The following is an 18,355-nucleotide window of genomic DNA, read 5'->3' as shown; positions in this document are numbered from 1 at the left end:
ATCATGAATTTAAAGGACCACATGTTATTGTGGAACCACGCATTAATAGAAATTATTGATATACGCCATACTTTTCAACGATCAGGTGATCTGAATTCACATTATCAGCTGCCCTCAAGTGCATTCTTGTTGATCATAAACGGCAAGGCCGAAATACTAATTGACGAGGTCCCGCACGAGATCAGCAACTTTCATATCCTTCATGGTGGAAAAGGAATGAACATTCAATTTTTACGCACGGAGGAACTACTGGAGTATTACTTAATTTTATATAAAGCAAACCTTTCACTCGCCTCACGCAACAATCTAAAAGCAATCATGGAACACAATAATCCCTTTAATCTCCAATATGGATTCACGCCTACTAGTCCACTGCCCTTATTTGATAAGATGGAGAACATGTTTACTGATTGGGGCAAAACAGGGCTTTTGGATCGGCTGCATGTCAAAACACTTTTTTATCAATGGATTTATGAGATGCTTAGGCAGCTGCATACGCTGGAAACACAGTTAATTCAACCTGATCCGCTAGATCAAGCAATTCGCTATATGCAGACTTATTATAAGGAAACCTTCTCTCTTGAAAAATTAGCTAAAGCGGTAAACAGCAGCCCTAGAACATTATCCAGATTATTCAGAACACAGCTGCAGACTAGCCCTGCTCAGTACTTAATCAACATCCGCATGGAAAAATCGAAAATATTGCTCCTGAACACAGAGGCTAGCTTGCATGACATCGCAATTGCAGTAGGTTATCCTGATGGCTATTATCTAGGAAAAATGTTTAAAAAATATTACGGAATCTCCCCTGTCCGATACAAAAATAAAGTTATCACCCACTCCAGTTGGCGTGATATGCCATCTCAAGGTGCACAAATTGACATTGCCCGAACACAACCTCTCCGTTATATTGATTATGATAATCATTATCAATATAACGGAGAAGGGGAATTACCAATGTTTAGAAATGCCAAACCATCATTACTGCTCACCCTGTTATTATGCTTTACCATAGTGTTAAGCGCTTGTTCCACGGGAACCACAAATTCAAATGCATCAAGCAATGGGAAACCCACCCCCTCAGCAGAAACAAGTACAGGGGCAAATACAGACAAAGCTGCTGTCGAAGCACAAACCCGGATAATTTCCACAGTTAAAGGAGACATTGCCGTTCCCACTAGTCCACAAAGAGTTGTAGTTCTTTATTTGCTCGGTGATGTACTGGCTCTCGGCATTAAACCTATAGGTGTATCCGATGTATCCGAGGGTGCAGCATTTGAAGATGAGCTAAAAGATGTGCAAAAGCTTGGCACCTGGTTTGAGGCTAGCCCTGAAGCAATCCTTGCTCTTAATCCCGATCTTATCATTGTGCCGTCAGAGGAAACTTATGAAGCCCTTCACCAAATTGCGCCAACAGTCTTAGTTCCGTATGAAAAAATGTCAACAGAAGAACGGGTGTCCTTTATTGGACAAGTCGTAGGCAAAGAAGATCAAGCAAAAGAATTATTTACTGATTTCCATAAAAAAGTTGAGGACAGCAAACAAAAGCTGCAAGAAGCTGGTATTCTTGATCACACAATATCCATCATGGAAGGTGGAAAAGACAACAGCATGGCAGTTGTAGCGAGCAAACAATTCGGACGTGGTTCACAAATCATTTATGAATATTTAGGCATGAAGGCGCCGGACATCATTCAACAGGAAATAGATACGGCGACTGGTGCGGATGGGGAATCCGTATCCTTTGAAGTCCTTGGCAAATACAGTGGTGACTATATCTTCCGCTCCTCTTATGATGGTATGGCTGATCTGACCCAAAACCCAATTTGGAACAATATCCCTGCCGTGAAAGAAGGCCGTTTGATGGAGATCGATTTTGGCTTAGGTTATTACAGTGATATCTATTCTCTAAATGTGCAACTGGATTATATTGTTGAAGCTTTGCTTGCTGCGCCAAGAGTCAAATAAGTACTCAGGATACAAAAAAAGAGATGGTCCACTTCATAAAGTGGCCATCTCTTTTACTGTCTATTGAAGGTTTCAACGGGCTTCTACAGCTTAGGAGCTGATCTTGTTATGCTGATATTGCTCAAGTGACATCAGCACCTCACGCGGCTTGCTGCCCTCGTAAGGACCGATGACCCCACGAGCCTCCATAGAGTCAATCAACCGGGCTGCACGGGTATAACCGACCCGCATACGTCGCTGCAGCAGCGACACTGAAGCCTGCTTAGCCTCTAGTACAATTTGTACGGCTTGCTCGTATAATTCATCCTGTGGCTCCTGATCCTCAGTGATTGTATCATCCACTTCAGGAACGATGGACTCATCGTATTCGGCTTCACCTTGACTGCTGACATATTGAACAATAGTCTCTACTTCTTGGTCACTCATAAAAGCTCCCTGTACACGAATAGGCTTAGATGCGCCCATTGGTAAGAACAACATATCACCTCGGCCTAACAACTTCTCTGCACCGGGCATATCCAGAATGGTACGTGAATCCACATTGGACGATACGCCAAAAGCGATCCGGGATGGAATATTAGCTTTAATTAAACCTGTGATGACATCTACTGAAGGACGTTGTGTAGCGATAATTAGATGAATCCCTGCCGCCCGCGCCATTTGTGCAAGTCGGCAAATCGCATCCTCAACATCATTGGCTGCAACCATCATCAAATCCGCAAGCTCGTCCACAATAACAACGATATACGGTAGAATAGCCGCTGGATTCTCAGCCATTAGCTTATTATAACCTTCCATATTCCGTGTTCCCGATTTGGAGAATAGCTCATAACGCTTCTCCATTTCGACTACGATCTTCTTCAAGGCTAGGCTTGCCCGCTTTGGATCTGTGACAACCGGAGCCAAAAGATGGGGAATTCCGTTATACACATTCAGCTCGACCATCTTAGGATCGACCATGAGGAATTTGACCTCATCAGGTTTAGCTTTGTATAAGATGCTTGTTATAATCCCGTTGATACAGACTGATTTACCGGAGCCAGTTGCACCGGCCACCAATAAATGGGGCATCTTAGCCAGATTGCCGATAATGGTCTGGCCGGAAATATCACGGCCAAAAGCAATCGATAATCTGGATTCAGCCTCCTGAAAAATCTGTGTTTCCATAACTTCGCGCATGGTAACAATAGACACTTCAGAGTTCGGAACTTCTATCCCGATCGCAGATTTACCCGGAATCGGTGCTTCCATCCGAATGTCTTTGGCTGCAAGTGCAAGGGCAATGTCATCCGTCAGATTTACAATACGGCTAACCTTAACCCCAATATCCGGTTGTATCTCATATCTTGTAACAGCTGGGCCTCTTACTACCTCCAGCACTTTAGCTCGTACCCCAAAGCTTTCAAGTGTTGCTTCTAATTTACGGGCTGTCTGCATATAATCATTCTGATCTCCAGCTTTGCCACCATTGTTAGGTTTAGCTAAAAGACGGAACGATGGCAGCTTATATGGCTTCGGTGGCGGTGGTGCTGGAGGAGCGGGAATAATCTCTCCATCTGGAGAAGCACCTAGCAGGCCTTCCAAGTCAATACTTACATTCTCCTCAGACTCATCCGTAGCCTGCTGCTTAACGGCATTAGCTCCGGCTACAGCAGGTTTAGCTGCTTCACCACGAGCTGCGGGTGAGAATTCACTCCACTCTTCCCGATCTTCTTCGTTTAAACCTTCTGAACGGATATGTTCAAAAAAATCTCGAATAATAGGCGTCACAGGTTCAATATCCAGATCCGCATCGTCAAAATCATGATCGATATCCTCTAATGGAATTACACGGCTATCTGGTGTTAATCCCGAAATAATCGGACCGCTCGAAGCACTTGTCACAATTGGACCCTGATCGTCATCCTCAGGATCTGCTTCCACCTGTGAACGCGTGGAGCCTGAGAACCAGCCAGATATTTTTTTCAAAAGGACGGGTTGTTTGCGATTAGGCAGATACCGATCGTCTTCGTCTTCTTCATCCTCGTCATCATAGACAGGCTGCTTCACCTGCCGAGCTTTAGCTGGAGCAGCGGCTCTAGATGGTCTCGCCGCTACTGGGACCGCCTTCGGGCGATTTGCAGCATGGAGACGAATCCCCTCCACAAACTTAACCGAGCGCACTCGCAAAAGCGTAAAAATCTCCACATATGACAAGTTGGTAATTAGCATAAAGCTGATCGCCAGCATGACGATCATAAGTAGCTTAGCGCCCAGACTGCCAAAAAGCCATAACAGCGCTGCATACTCCAACCCGCCGATGTAACCTCCGCTTATATCCTTACCCAGCATATAGACATTGCTGTCGTTCGAGCCAGGTGAAAGTGATCCCGAAAGATCATTATGTATTTGTGTCATTACATTGCCAGGATGTAACAAAGACAACGGGCCAAGCTTCTGCTCCATTGCAGATATTGTGCTCATAAGGCACATAGACAACAGAAGCAGAAGCACGCCAGTATGCCTGCTGTTCCACGAGGAAGGCCATCTTCGATGGATCATAACCATAAGTCCATAAAAAATGCCGACAAGCGGCAACACAAAATAAAATCTCCCTAATAAGTAACCCGCCATACTTGAAAGTGAGCGCCCTACGGCTGCTTCACCAGACAGTGCAATGACGGAAATAGTTATTAATAAAATTCCATATATTTCATATTTTAAAACGCTGCCGAGCAGCGCTTTTTTCTTCTTCTTTTTTCGTTTAGCCACGCCAGCCACCCCCGGAACAACATTATACCATATAATGGCGTGGCGTACCTATGTTCTCTTTTGTCAGAAATTGAATCTTTATGTTAATGTAATTATCGAACCTGGAGAGAACGCCGGATCTAGATAACGGTTCAGTGGACAATCCAATAATCTCACGATCCGCGCACGCCCTTCCTCCATCGGTTCTACCTGCATCAGCATGCCCTGCACACTCACTTCTCGGGTTGTTGCATAATTGTTAAATGCCCCCTCCCACACCTGTTCCATTGCAACTACTGTGTACAGTGTCATTGCGTAATCCCTCCTGGAGTCGATGCAGAGAAATCCCCGCCGATCATTCGGTTGAGATGCGCTAGAGCCGCTCCGATCCCGCCGACCTCATCCATAAGGCCATATTTAACGGCATCCAAGCCCCCCACAGCCGTCCCGATATCACGATTGAGCTCACCTGTCTTAAACATGAGATCACGGAACTGTTCTTCAGAAATACGCGAATGGGAAGTCACAAATTTAACGACACGTTCCTGCATTTTCTCCATATACTCGAACGTTTGCGGCACTCCGATCACTAAACCATTCATACGAATCGGATGAATCGTCATCGTTGCACTTTCGGCAATAATCGAATAAGTGGAGGAAACTGCAATCGGCACCCCGATACTATGCCCGCCTCCAATGACCACGGTTACCGTTGGCTTGGAGAGGGATGCAATCATTTCCGCAATTGCTAATCCCGCTTCTACATCTCCACCTACCGTATTTAAAATGATAAGCAGACCTTTGATGTTTTTATTCTGCTCAGCAGCCACCAGCTGTGGAATGATATGCTCATACTTTGTTGTTTTGTTCTGTGGAGGCATTACAATATGTCCTTCAATCTGACCAATAATCGTTAAGCAAAAAATATCAGGCTCTCCACTTGGGACTACCGTTTGTCCAAGCTCCTTAATCGCTCCCATTGCAGTGGGCGGCATATTTTCATTAGGATTCGGATTAGTTTCTCCTGGGACAACTTCCTCATTTTTTGCTCCATGTGATCCTTCGATGTAGTTCATCTTCGCAGCTCTCCCTTGTCATATGCAGCTCTAGTCTGCTGTTGCCTTACTAACAATCCTTAGTATGACATTTCAGGGTGCTGCCTTATGCAATTTTCAGCTTATGAAGTAATTATGACATGCAAAAACCCCTTCTCCCGAGGAAACCGTCCAATATTTCCGGGGAAAAGGGGCTCAGCCCTAGCTATATATTCTTTGAAGGAGAAACTCTCCTTACACTTCCATGATAATTGGCAAAATCATCGGTCTGCGGCGCGTTTGTTCATATAAGAAACGGCCCAGCGAATCTTTTACGCTTGTTTTAAGGGAAGCCCACTCATTTACTTTTTCACTCATCAGGCGTTGCAATGTACTGGATACAATTCGGTTAGCTTCGTCGAGCAGTCCTTCGGACTCCCGAACATAAACGAAACCACGTGAAATGATGTCAGGTCCAGAAACAATGGCACCATTCTGTTTGCTAAGTGTAACCACGACAACCAAGATACCGTCTTGAGACAGCAGCTTACGGTCACGCAATACAATGTTACCCACATCGCCTACACCTAGTCCGTCAATCAATACGTTACCAGCCGTTACTTTACCAGCTTTACGAGCGGCACCGCCTTGGATCTCAACAATTTCACCGATTTCAGTGATGAAAATGTTCTGTGGATCTACGCCAACGGATTCTGCCAGCAAAGCATGTTTGCGTTGCATGCGGAATTCACCGTGGATCGGAATGAAGAATTTCGGCTTCATGAGGTTGAGCATAAGCTTAAGTTCTTCTTGGCTACCGTGACCGGATACGTGAACGCCGGAGTTGGAACCGCTGTAAATCACATCAGCGCCAAGACGGAACAATTCATCGATGGTACGGCCTACATATTTTTCATTACCTGGTACAGGTGTTGCCGCAATAATAACGGTATCGCCTGGCAGGATATCTACTTTACGATGACTGGAACGCGCCATACGTGTCAATGCAGACATTGGCTCGCCTTGGCTGCCTGTGCAAAGAACAACGACACGATTTGCTGCCATTCTATTCATTTCTTCCGGTTCGATCAGCATTCCGTCAGGTACGTTCAAATATCCAAGCTCTGAAGCGATGGATACAACGTTGACCATACTACGGCCAATTACTGTAATCTTACGACCCGTAGATTCTGCTGCATTAACCACTTGCTGAATACGGTGCACATTGGAAGCAAAAGTTGCTACAACGACACGTTGCTCAGCCTTGCGGAAAATATCTTCCAGCACAATACCGACATTCTTCTCAGATGGGGTAAAGCCTGGTTTCTCAGCATTCGTACTATCCGATAAAAGAGCAAGTACGCCCTTTTGGCCAATCTCTGCCATCCGATGCAGATTTGCAAATTGACCGTTGACTGGGGTGTGGTCAAATTTGAAATCGCCCGTATGAACAACATTTCCTTCCGGAGTCTCAATGCATACACCCACGGAATCAGGAATACTGTGGTTGGTTCTAAAGAAAGTTACCTTAAGTGAGTTCCCCAATTGAATTTCTGAATCTTCGTTGATCAGAATCCGTTTGGTGTCACCCAGCAGGTTCGCTTCCTTCAATTTGTTCTCTACAAGACCTAAAGTTAATCTTGTTCCATAGACTGGAACATTCAAATTCTTCAGGACATAAGGCAAACCACCGATGTGATCCTCGTGTCCGTGAGTAAGCACAATACCTCTTACCTTGTCACGGTTCTCTGTCAAATACGAGATATCAGGAATTACGATGTCAATACCGAGCATATCCTCTTCCGGAAACTTGAGTCCCGAATCCACGACTACAATGTCAGCTCCGTATTGAATAACATACATGTTTTTCCCGATTTCTCCGACTCCGCCCAATGCGAAAATCGTCAATTTATCGTTGTTGTTTTTTTTGGACAAATGAATCTAACCCTCCTATGATGTTGGACGTCATACTTTTATTGGTAAATATCGAACTTCGATTATTTCAGCGGCGCTGAACACATTCTTCAAACAGCTAATAACTTCCAATCAACAAGGAAATTCCTGAAATCTGTAAAATGCGCAATGCGAAAGCTCCCGATTCCGGGCAGTAAAGTTCATATTGAAGCGGACAAACGCCGTCAAAATTCACCGTCGCGCCCCTCGCGCGAAGACATGTCATTTATTTAAACAGACTCATCTTGGGACCTATCCTGTCTCACAATGTATTACATTGACGGAAGATTACCGCATATTTAATTTTAACCGCACCCAGTCACTTAAGATCATTATACATGATTTTTTTGGCAAAAGACAAGTCATCCGCCTCGTATCCAAATTCTTTCCTTAAATTCGCCTCAATATTTCAGAAAAAAAATATAAATGCAAAAACCGGCTCCCCCAATAGAGTAGCCGGTTTAGAACGTTCATCATCAATGATTAATTCTTAGTGAAATAGACCTTTAATAAAAGCCGCTTCCGCTTCCGTTGGCGAAATAAGTGGCAATCTGACTCCGCCCACAGGGATCCCCTTGAGTCCTAAAGCATATTTTACTGCTGATGGATTGGGCAGCGGTTGTGGGCATTCAAACATTCCTTTAAAAATCGGGAACAGCTGGCGATGAATCTCTCCAGCAAGCTGAACATTGCCGGAGGAATAAGCGTAAATCATTTCTGACATCTGCGCACCAACCACATGGCTAGATACACTTATAATTCCGTATCCACCAACAGCCAGACTGGCAAGACCCGAGGCATCATCACCTGTATATACACGGAAATCATCTGAACAAGCAGAGGCAATAAGTGTTACCTGATCCACAGACGCGCATTCTTTCGTAGCAATGATGTTCGGAATCTCAGCAAGTCGCAGGGTAGTGGCCACGCTCATACTTACACCTGTTCGACCTGGAACATTATATAGAATCACTGGTAATGAAGTCTCTGAAGCAATCGTGGAAAAATGCTGATAAAGACCTTCCTGATTCGGTTTATTATAATAAGGAACGACCAAAAGCACTCCATCTACACCTATTTTCTCTGCTTCCTTCGTCAGATGAATGGAATGTTTCGTGTTATTGCTGCCAGTTCCAGCAATAACTTTACAACGTCCATTCGCCTTTTCCAGCACAAAAGAAAACAGCTGCAGCTTTTCCTCATCGCTTAACGTAGGCGATTCCCCTGTCGTTCCGCAGACAACCAAAGCCTCTGATTTCTGTACCTCAATTAAATAATCGACAAGCTGTGAAGTTACATCCCAGTTGATTTCTCCATCCCCATCAAAAGGGGTTACCATGGCTGTTATTAATCTTCCGAAATCCACTTTGAATTCCTCCTTGTCAGCGGTGCAATTCAAACATAGCATGCAGCGAACGCAAGGACTGCACCATATCTTCTTTTTTCACAAGCACCCATATCGTTGTATTCGAATCTGCGGATTGTAGAATTTGAATGTTTTGCGAGCTAAGCGCCTCAACGATGCGCGCCATAATACCAGGCACACCGTTAATTCCTCCCCCGATAACAGAAACTTTGGCACAACCCGATAAACTCTTAGGTCGCAAACCCAGCTGTTGCAGAGCAGAAATAGCCTTCTCTGATTTGTCATCAAAAACCGTATAAAGAGCTTCCGTAGGTGTTACATTAATAAAATCAACGCTTATCCCGTTATCTGCCATACTCTTAAAGATTTGCAATTGCACTCCGGTTCCGTTACCGTCCGGGCATTCTACAGAAATCTGTGTAACATTGCTGACATAAGCAATCCCTGTAACGAATCGATCCACAATACCCCCTGCTTGGATATCGTTAAATCCTTCTGGATTCGTAACCAGCGTACCTTCAGCTTCTGAAAAGGTTGAACGAACACGAACTGGAATCTGTGCCTGCATAGCAATCTCAACCGCACGTGGATGAATGACTTTTGCTCCCTGATGAGCCATATTGCAAATTTCTGTATAACTAACGTAAGTTAATGGCTTAGCATCTTCAACGATCCGTGGATCAGCTGTAAGTATCCCGTTAACATCCGTATAAATATCCACCATATCAGCATGAAGAGCAGCACCAAGTGCTGTAGCAGAGGTATCACTACCGCCACGGCCTAAAGTTGTTAAATCACCCGCTTCAGTCTGGCCCTGGAACCCGGTAACAATAACCACTTTATCCTCACGCAGCTCACGGAGAATGCGTTCCGGACGTACATCCAGAATTCTGGCATTGCCATAGTTGCTGTCTGTCAGAAATCCTGCCTGAGCTCCCGTTAATACTGTAGAAGCGATACCTTCATTCTCCAACAGCCCACATAGAGTAGTAGCTGAAATAATTTCACCGCAGCACATCAGGAGATCTTTTTCCCGGTCAGGAAGTGCATCTCCGTTCTGCACGGCCCAATCCAGCAAAGTGTCTGTTGCGTAAGGCTCTCCGCGACGGCCCATGGCCGATACAACAATAACAAGACTGTAGCCACTTGCCAGCTCTCTTTTGACATTGCGGATTACGTGTTCTCTAGCTTGCGGTGTGGATAGCGATGTTCCTCCGAATTTTTGTACCAGAATACCCATGTATAATTCCCCCATTATTATCAAAGCAAACACACTAATCATTCGTGAAAAGATTACGGTACGTGAGCTTATTCGTTAAGTAAGTTGTTAAATGGCTGTACCGCCCTCGAACCTGAGGACGGTAGCAATATTGCTTATATTTTTTTGATAGCAATGAACTTAGCTGTTTCCACTACGTTATCTTGGCACTTCTCATTGCTCATTTGGTGCATCTCCCCTTTTATTGTCCACAACAAAATCAGCCGAGCTCTGTTAATTTTCTATGCTGAATGAAACCGTTCGATGATCATCGGCTGTAGTTGTTTACCTTGCAAAGCGGCATAGCAAGCTTCCGGGATAAGATCCATGCGTGCCACGAGCGAGTTAGGTTTACCCTCAGGGTTATCTTGACCGAATGGTACAAAATAAATATGTTTAGCCACCAGAAGCTTAGCAATATTTGCGGCATTTAGGCCCAATCCATCATTTGTAGATATCGCTAGAACTAGTGGACGTCCGTTGCGCATCTGCGATTTAGCTGCCATTAGCACGGGACTATCCGTCATGGCATTAGCCAGTTTACTCGTTGTATTTCCTGTGCAAGGTGCTATTGTCAGCACATCCAGCAGCTTGGAAGGACCCAGCGGCTCCGCTTCAACAATTGTAGAAATGATATCATTCCCTGTTATATCTTTCAACTGTTTTAACCAATTTTGCGATGTCCCAAAGCGGGTGTCTGTTCCTAGTACAGATGCTGAAACTATAGGTACTACGTTTGCTCCCCCGTCTACGAAGCGCTGAATTTGTGGCATTACCTCAGCAAAAGTGCAATGAGATCCAGTGATCGCATACCCTACTGTTTTTCCGTGCCAATCCATTTTATTCGTCCCCCTTGATTAAAGCCTCGTCCGAAATCGACTGTACCAGCGCATTTGCCATAATAATCCCAGCGCTTTTTGGAGCTACAATGCCAGGGAGTCCTGGAGCCAGCATCGCCTTAATCCCACGTTTTTCAGCATAACGAAAGTCACAACCGCCTGGTGCAGATGCCAGATCAATAATTACGCAATGCGGCGCAAGCCGCGAGAGCACCTGAGCGGTGATGATCATACTTGGTATCGTATTAAATATAAGATCCACATCCGGTACGTGAAGCAGCAGCTCACTGGTCATAAAAGGCTTCCAGCCCATTTCCTCAGCACGTGCATAATGTTCTTGTTTTCTGACACCAACCTTTACACTAGCCCCCAGTCCCTGTAGACTTCGAGCCATTGTAAATCCAGTTCTACCTAAACCAAGCACCATTGATTTCGAGCTGTGAATCGTAAAATCCGTGTTCTGAATGGCCATTACCAGCGCTCCCTCCGCTGTCGGGATAGAGTTATAAATAGCCACATCATCACGATTAAGCAGTTCGATTAACTTTAGTGAGTGCTTGGTACACATCCCGCGCAAGTAACTTTTAGCCATACCGGTATACACTAAACAATCGGATGGCAGCGCAGTGAAATGCTCCTCCAGAATCGTTAAACGCTCAGAAGAAAATAGAGCACTAATATTTCCTTCATCATCACAGCCTACCGTAGGCAACACTAATACATCTGCATTACTTAGCAGCTCTACCGTCAATTGTTCCAGGCTCACCCCTGGGCTAGGGGTCTCCCACTTATCGAACCCGGCAGCGCTTACCGTCGCATCCAATTCCACACATTTCCGAATCACTTCAAGCTGTCTCGCGTCCCCGCCCAGGAACACGATCCTGACGCCAGTAAGCATAGGGATGACGCTCCTTTCAACATACACTATCGACTATAAAGCATCTTATGCTGGGCATAGTTAATGGGTGAAGAGCGGAAATGAAATCCCCGGCACGCATGGCTGATGGCTGATGAGCAGATGGCTTACGGCTGATGAGTTACGGACCGAGATGCAACTATTTGTGTATTTTTTGTCTTTTAGGAGGAGTTTCGGACTGGAGAGCTCTTATTCGACATAAACAGGTTCGATATCAGGTGTTTTTATCCAATAGTGACACTGGGGTCCGAAAACAGCCAAATTAAGAAGATTTGTTGTTAATAAGAGCGCTGAGGTCCGATAGGGGCTTCGTTTTTAATTTGACGGTAGGGTTAGAGTTGTGGCAGAGCGCCAATGAAAATGCTGAGTTTATTCGATGGGGAAATCGGATGTAGTTGGAGTAGCAGATAGCACTTTATAAAATGCTATCTGCATAACAATCGAAGAAAATAATGTTTAATGATAATTAACTCTGCATAACAAAAAAAGCTCACGAATCATGCCTTGGGCATGAATTCGTAAGCTTTTTAAATGAATTATATCAACAATCTTATTTGCCAGTATGACCAAAGCCTCCGGCTCCGCGTTGTGTTTCGGACAACTCTTCCACTTCCACCAAATTAACCACTGGAACAGCTTGAAATACCATTTGGGCAATCCGCTCATTGCGAGCGATAGCAAACGGCTCCTGCCCCAGATTGATCAAGAGTACTTTGATCTCTCCGCGGTAATCAGCGTCTATAGTTCCAGGTGTATTCAAGCAGGTAATCCCGTGCTTCAAGGCCAGTCCACTACGCGGACGGATCTGCGCTTCAAGCCCCTCTGGCATAGCCAGTGAAATCCCCGTTGGAATTAAAGCACGCTCTCCTGGTGCAAGTACAATTTCACCCGCAACTGCAGCATAAAGATCATAACCGGAAGCTTGCTCCGACATTTTACAAGGAAGATTTACATCCTCGTTTCCAGTAAGTTTATTGATTTGTACGTAATAAGACAAGATCATCTCTCCTAACATTTGCAATAGCTTTATCTGATGAGCCTACCATCGCTAAAGAAAGCGGCTCCGCGAACATATGGTCCAGCACACTGTTGATATTGTCCATCGTCACTAGCTGAATTTTGGCGATCATATCGTCCAATGTATTATGTCTTCCGAGCATAAGTTCATTTTTTCCGATACGGTTCATTCGGCTGCTAGTGCTTTCGAGACTAAGAATGAGACTGCCTTTAAGCTGCTCCTTGCCTTTTCTCAGCTCATCTTCACTGAGGCCGTTGGTAGCAAGTTCGTACATCATTTCCTTGATTAACTCCATGACATCTTTTGTTTGCTTGGGCGCTGTACCGGCATAGACCGTAAACAGACCAGAATCTGCCTGGGAGCTGTGATAGGAATACACCGAATAAGCTAATCCGCGTTTTTCACGAATTTCCTGGAACATACGGGAGCTCATCCCTCCGCCTACGGCATTATTGATCAGCACCATAGCATATTGCAAGGGATCGCCAGAACGTACGCCAGGCAAGGAAAGACAGATGTGATTCTGCTCTGTTTTCTTGCGGTGAAATAAGAGTTCTCCATAGTAATCTGGTGGAGTCAGCGGTGCACTTGTACCATGATTATCAAAAGAACCAAAATGCTGTTCCAGCAGTTCGATCAATCCATCACTAATGTTGCCGGCTACACTTATAACCGTATTCTCAATCGTGTATTGTTCCTTCATATACGCCCGAAGATCATCCGGCTTCATCTCCATCAGCCGTTCCTTCAAGCCAAGGATGGAATACGCTAGCGGATGGTCCTTGTAGGCAGCAGCACACATCAAATCATGTACAAGATCATCCGGCGTGTCTTCGCACATGGAGATTTCCTCAAGGATGACATTCTTTTCTTTCTCCAGCTCTTCAGCGTCCATCCGTGAACGGAAGAACATATCCGCTAATACATCTACAGCGATGGGCAGATGCTCATCCAGTACTTTAGCATAATAACATGTATATTCCTTTGAGGTAAACGCATTTACATTGCCCCCGATGGCGTCAAACTGCTCAGCAATATCCTTGGCGCTGTACCGATCCGTACCTTTAAAAAGCATATGTTCTACAAAATGGGATATCCCGTTGTTTCCAGGGTGTTCATTCCGAGAGCCTGTCTTTACCCAGATTCCGAAAGAAACGGACCGGCCAGTCGGGATTTTCTCCATTACCACTCGTAAACCATTGGATAACACTATTTTTTCCACTTCAAGTCCTCCTGGCAAATAGCCATGTTCTATCTAATTTAATTACACGTGCCTATAATCCTACCAGAAATACAGCTCTCACTCAACATTAGAGGGGATCAGCCGCTCTGCTGAGAGCGTTTGACTAACTGTGCCTAACTGCAACCCTTTTGCTTTGATTCCACGTATCATGGCCCTCAGAGCTTTGGAGGATGAGGCTGTGGGATGCATTAAGACTAGAGTGCCTGGTTCCGCTTTGCTTGTGATTTTGGCAACTACAGATTCAGGAGAAGGATTACGCCAATCCACGGTATCCACGGTCCATAGTACGGTCTTGAGCCCTAAACTGCTGGCAATTTCTACTGTCTCCTGATCGAAATCACCAGAAGGGGGTGCGAACCATTTATTAGTGACTCCAAGCGATTCCTTTAACAGCTTTTGTGTCTTCTCAATTTCTACAGTAGCTCGCGCACGACTTAAAGTACTCATATTAGGGTGGGTATAAGCATGATTCTCCATCTCATGACCACGTTTTAGCATTTCTTTAGCCAGCTCCGGATTTTTACTCAGCCAGCTCCCATCCAGAAAAAACGTAACTTTAACGTTCTCTTCATCCAAAACATCCAACATTGGCACAATGTACTCATTTCCCCACGCCACATTAATCATCAACGATACCATCGGTTTGGCCGGATTTCCACGATATATGGGTTCAGCTCCCAGTTGATTCAGTGATATCTGTGGTTCAATCTGCCGATACACAAATTTTATAGGTTCTTTTGGCGCCAAAAGAGCATTCCGATATGTACTCTCTACATCAATCTCAAGTCCGTTATAACCCGGAATCGCCTTCCATACCCGATCAACCACGGCATTCACTGGAGGGGCATTAAGTTTGGCTGCGGCGATCTCAATCCGTGTCCGAAGATCATTGTTCTCCGGCTTAGAAATATCCTTCCACACAGCTAGGTCATCCTGCGGCTTCAATTGCGCAAGCATGTCCTTTACCGGTCCCTGAGTGCTGCCAATTCCTATCACGATCGCAATACAAGCAACCACTAAAGCCACTTTTTCCGTCTTCATGACGACTTCCTCCCCGGCAGAAACGACTTGTAGTCCGTTCCACACGAATACAAAGACACTTTGTCCCAATCTATGAGACAAGAGAGGAATTTATGTCATAAGAACAGAGGCAAGAGGCGTGATAGTGATGCACTTTACTTTATTTCATATAAAAAAAGAGCCAGAACGCAATCGCTTCTGTCTCCTTTTATTATGCTATTAGGTACTTTAGAAAAGGTACCTCTACAATTGAAACTTAAGCTTTAGCTCCAGTTTCCGAAGTCAATACCGCTTTACGCGACAGGTTAACCCGGCCTTGTTGGTCGATTTCGGTAACTTTAACGGTAATTGTATCCCCGACAGCTACAACATCTTCAACCTTAGCTACGCGCTCAGTGGACAATTGGGAAATGTGTACCAATCCGTCTTTACCCGGAATTAGTTCAACAAATGCTCCAAATTTCTCAATACGTCTAACTGTACCCACATAGATTTCTCCGACTTGTACTTCACGCACTAGTCCTTCGATAATCGAACGTGCCTTTTGGATCATTTCTTCATCTGAAGAACCGATAAAGACACGGCCATCTTGTTCGATGTCGATTTTTACGCCGGTTTCTTCAATAATTTTATTGATAATCTTACCACCAGCACCGATAACATCACGGATTTTGTCCGGATTGATGTTGATAATAATAATTTTCGGAGCATATTTGGACAGATTAGGTCTTGGCGCAGAGATCGCTTCATTCATTTTGTCCAAGATGAACAGACGGCCTTCTTTAGCCTGCTGAAGTGCATCCTGAAGAATGTTGCGGTCGATACCGGCAATCTTAATGTCCATTTGAATAGCTGTAACACCTTCTGCTGTACCAGCTACCTTGAAGTCCATATCTCCGAGGTGATCTTCCATACCTTGAATATCCGTCAGGATGGAGACATGCTCTCCGTCTTTGATCAGACCCATTGCTACTCCGGCTACCGGTGCTTTGATTGGCACACCAGCGTCCATCATAGCCAGAATGCTGGCACAGATACTTGCCTGGGAAGTAGAACCGTTAGATTCAATCGCTTCTGATACTAGACGAATCGTGTACGGGAATTCAGTTTCACTAGGTATAACCTTGGATAATGCACGTTCTCCAAGTGCTCCATGACCGATTTCACGGCGTCCTGGTGCTCTAAGCGGACGAGCTTCCCCTACGCTGAACGGCGGGAAGTTGTAATGGTGCATGAAACGTTTCGTTTCAGTAGGATCGATTCCGTCGAGAATTTGCACATCACCTAGTGCTCCAAGGGTACAAACACTAAGGATTTGTGTTTGTCCACGTGTAAACAGACCGGAACCGTGTGTACGCGGTAACAGACTTGTATCACATTCAATCGGACGGATTTCATCAAGTTTACGCCCATCTGGACGAACCTTATCATGTGTGATTAGACGTCTTACTTCATCCTTCACGATATCATGTAGGACTTCTTTAACATCTTTCAGAAGCTCCGGTGCTTCTATGTACTTCTCTACGAAATACGCAACCGCTTCATCATTAACGACATCAATCGCTTCCTGACGCGCATGTTTTTCAGCTATTTTAACGGCTTCCACCAGACGAGCCTCAGCAAATGCACGGACCTCAGTATTCACGTCAGCATTCACTGTATGCAGCTTCACAGCCATTTTTTCTTTACCAGCCACTTTAACCAGTTCTTCAATGGTTGCAACGATCTTGCGGATTTCATCATGACCGAACATAATCGCTTCGAGCATCACATCTTCCGTCACTTCGTTCGCTTCTGCTTCAACCATCATGATTGCATCCTTCGTTCCAGCAACCACTACATAAACATCACTGATTGCTTGCTGAGACATATCCGGATTGATCACAAACTCTCCATTAATCCGACCTACAGCAACGCCGCCGATTGGTCCATCAAAAGGCACATCGGAAATACTAAGTGCAGCTGAAGTACCGATCATAGCAGCAATATCTGGTGCGCAGTCCTGATCCACACTCATTACCATGTTCAATACCTGAACATCGTTACGAAATCCTTCAGGGAACAGTGGTCTGATTGGACGGTCTGTCAAACGGCTTGACAGAATCGCTTTCTCACTCGGTCTACCTTCCCGTTTAATAAATCCGCCAGGAATTTTACCTACCGCATATAATCTTTCCTCATAGTTGACTGTAAGCGGGAAAAAATCCAGATCCTTAGGCTCTTTCGAAGCCGTAACGGTACATAATACCGAAGTATCCCCGTAACGCACCATAACAGCTGCATTTGCTTGTTTAGCCAGGCGGCCCGTTTCCAGCACAAGGCGTCTTCCACCCAGCTGCATTTCTACACGTTTTTCCATAAATACCTCCTTGAATAGTAGTAGACCCGCAGTCTAAAATAGCAGGTTCACATATCGATCTAAATGAATTGGAAAGGCTTGTCCCAAAGGGGGGCTACCTATTCTGTATGCATATAAGAAGAAACGGCTGGGCCTTACTGAAAAGTAAAGCCGCCGTTTTTGCGAATAATCTCATCGATCCTAATATTAAGTTTTCCCTAAATTTTCAAAAAGCAACCCAGCTGTCCCGCTGTCGCTCCGAGAAGGACATACGGTATACAACCAGGCTGCTTTAAGAGTAATCTTATGGAAAATTAACGACGCAATCCCAGTCTTTCGATCAGGGCGCTGTAACGTCTGATGTCTTTGTTTTTCAAATACGCCAGAAGTTTACGACGTTGTCCAACCATTTTCAACAATCCGCGACGGGAGTGATGATCTTTCTTGTGCGTACGCAAGTGGTCAGTCAAATTAACGATGTTCTCCGTTAGGATAGCAACTTGCACCTCAGGGGATCCAGTATCGGATTCGTGAGTTTTGTGCTCGTCGATCAATTGATGTTTACGTTCTTGAGTTAATGCCATCCTGTTCACCTCCTTCAATATAATCGCCACTAGCCTCGTCACCGTCGGTGAGAACGTGCAACCAAGCTAAGGTTATGATGCTGTAAGC

General features: G+C 45.0%; 14 protein-coding genes. 1 reads left to right on the top strand and 13 read right to left on the bottom strand.

From position 1 onward, the window contains the following. The first annotated feature begins 3 nt into the window (after positions 1–3). On the top strand, positions 4–1,968 hold the full coding sequence (locus MHH49_RS22850; protein WP_341138505.1) for an AraC family transcriptional regulator: 1,965 nt from the start codon (positions 4–6) through the stop codon (positions 1,966–1,968). Positions 1,969–2,058: 90 nt separating this feature from the next. On the opposite strand, the gene MHH49_RS22845 is transcribed toward MHH49_RS22850, so the two are convergent. From MHH49_RS22845 to rpsO, 13 genes are all read right to left on the bottom strand, one after another. After that, a complete protein-coding gene (locus MHH49_RS22845; RefSeq protein ID WP_076100401.1) occupies positions 2,059–4,719 on the bottom strand; it encodes an FtsK/SpoIIIE family DNA translocase in 2,661 nt (886 codons plus the stop codon). Positions 4,720–4,797: 78 nt separating this feature from the next. Continuing rightward, positions 4,798–5,010, bottom strand: a complete 213-nt coding sequence (locus MHH49_RS22840) for a YlzJ-like family protein (RefSeq protein WP_076100399.1) — start codon at positions 5,008–5,010, stop codon at positions 4,798–4,800. Continuing rightward, positions 5,007–5,774, bottom strand: coding sequence for a ClpP family protease (locus tag MHH49_RS22835; RefSeq protein WP_076100398.1), 768 nt, complete (start codon positions 5,772–5,774; stop codon positions 5,007–5,009). The genes MHH49_RS22840 and MHH49_RS22835 overlap by 4 nt, the downstream gene beginning before the upstream one ends. Before the next feature lie 213 nt (positions 5,775–5,987). Beyond that, on the bottom strand, positions 5,988–7,667 hold the full coding sequence (locus MHH49_RS22830; protein WP_036688436.1) for a ribonuclease J: 1,680 nt from the start codon (positions 7,665–7,667) through the stop codon (positions 5,988–5,990). A 508-nt stretch (positions 7,668–8,175) separates the two neighbouring features. Beyond that, complete coding sequence (dapA, locus tag MHH49_RS22825; protein WP_076213352.1) at positions 8,176–9,051, bottom strand: 4-hydroxy-tetrahydrodipicolinate synthase; 876 nt, start codon at positions 9,049–9,051, stop codon at positions 8,176–8,178. A gap of 16 nt (positions 9,052–9,067) precedes the next feature. Further along, the gene (gene dapG / locus MHH49_RS22820; RefSeq protein ID WP_036688442.1) at positions 9,068–10,291 is read right to left on the bottom strand and encodes an aspartate kinase; all 1,224 of its coding nucleotides are present in this window, start codon (positions 10,289–10,291) and stop codon (positions 9,068–9,070) included. A gap of 260 nt (positions 10,292–10,551) precedes the next feature. Beyond that, entirely contained in the window at positions 10,552–11,148 is a 597-nt protein-coding gene (locus MHH49_RS22815) for a dipicolinate synthase subunit B (protein ID WP_036688443.1), read from the bottom strand. A 1-nt stretch (position 11,149) separates the two neighbouring features. Continuing rightward, the gene (dpsA, locus tag MHH49_RS22810; protein WP_036688445.1) at positions 11,150–12,046 is read right to left on the bottom strand and encodes a dipicolinate synthase subunit DpsA; all 897 of its coding nucleotides are present in this window, start codon (positions 12,044–12,046) and stop codon (positions 11,150–11,152) included. Positions 12,047–12,614: 568 nt separating this feature from the next. Then, positions 12,615–13,061, bottom strand: coding sequence for a dUTP diphosphatase (gene dut, locus MHH49_RS22805; protein ID WP_170914171.1), 447 nt, complete (start codon positions 13,059–13,061; stop codon positions 12,615–12,617). Then, on the bottom strand, positions 13,036–14,304 hold the full coding sequence (locus MHH49_RS22800; protein ID WP_036688449.1) for a M16 family metallopeptidase: 1,269 nt from the start codon (positions 14,302–14,304) through the stop codon (positions 13,036–13,038). The genes dut and MHH49_RS22800 overlap by 26 nt, the downstream gene beginning before the upstream one ends. Positions 14,305–14,382: 78 nt before the next feature. Beyond that, positions 14,383–15,366 (bottom strand): polysaccharide deacetylase family protein, encoded by a 984-nt coding sequence (locus MHH49_RS22795; RefSeq protein ID WP_341138504.1) that lies wholly within the window; start codon positions 15,364–15,366, stop codon positions 14,383–14,385. 235 nt (positions 15,367–15,601) lie between these two features. After that, a complete protein-coding gene (gene pnp, locus MHH49_RS22790; RefSeq protein ID WP_036688453.1) occupies positions 15,602–17,704 on the bottom strand; it encodes a polyribonucleotide nucleotidyltransferase in 2,103 nt (700 codons plus the stop codon). Positions 17,705–17,997: 293 nt separating this feature from the next. Beyond that, positions 17,998–18,267 (bottom strand): 30S ribosomal protein S15, encoded by a 270-nt coding sequence (gene rpsO, locus MHH49_RS22785; RefSeq protein ID WP_036656390.1) that lies wholly within the window; start codon positions 18,265–18,267, stop codon positions 17,998–18,000. Positions 18,268–18,355: the final 88 nt, after the last annotated feature.

Origin of the sequence: Paenibacillus sp. FSL F4-0122 (assembly GCF_038002845.1) — a bacterium.
GTDB lineage: Bacteria > Bacillota > Bacilli > Paenibacillales > Paenibacillaceae > Paenibacillus_AQ > Paenibacillus_AQ odorifer.
The sequence above is the reverse complement of the archived record's forward strand: the minus strand, read 5'-3'. Positions and strand labels throughout refer to the sequence as shown.

What these genes read in the sequence shown, in the direction of transcription:
- MHH49_RS22850 (WP_341138505.1), top strand. Translation starts at nt 4, where the DNA reads ATGAATTTAAAGGACCACATGTTATTGTGGAACCACGCATTAATAGAA.
- MHH49_RS22840 (WP_076100399.1), bottom strand. Translation starts at nt 5,010, where the DNA reads ATGACACTGTACACAGTAGTTGCAATGGAACAGGTGTGGGAGGGGGCA.
- MHH49_RS22835 (WP_076100398.1), bottom strand. Translation starts at nt 5,774, where the DNA reads ATGAACTACATCGAAGGATCACATGGAGCAAAAAATGAGGAAGTTGTC.
- dapG (WP_036688442.1), bottom strand. Translation starts at nt 10,291, where the DNA reads ATGGGTATTCTGGTACAAAAATTCGGAGGAACATCGCTATCCACACCG.
- MHH49_RS22815 (WP_036688443.1), bottom strand. Translation starts at nt 11,148, where the DNA reads ATGGATTGGCACGGAAAAACAGTAGGGTATGCGATCACTGGATCTCAT.
- dpsA (WP_036688445.1), bottom strand. Translation starts at nt 12,046, where the DNA reads ATGCTTACTGGCGTCAGGATCGTGTTCCTGGGCGGGGACGCGAGACAG.
- MHH49_RS22795 (WP_341138504.1), bottom strand. Translation starts at nt 15,366, where the DNA reads ATGAAGACGGAAAAAGTGGCTTTAGTGGTTGCTTGTATTGCGATCGTG.
- pnp (WP_036688453.1), bottom strand. Translation starts at nt 17,704, where the DNA reads ATGGAAAAACGTGTAGAAATGCAGCTGGGTGGAAGACGCCTTGTGCTG.
- rpsO (WP_036656390.1), bottom strand. Translation starts at nt 18,267, where the DNA reads ATGGCATTAACTCAAGAACGTAAACATCAATTGATCGACGAGCACAAA.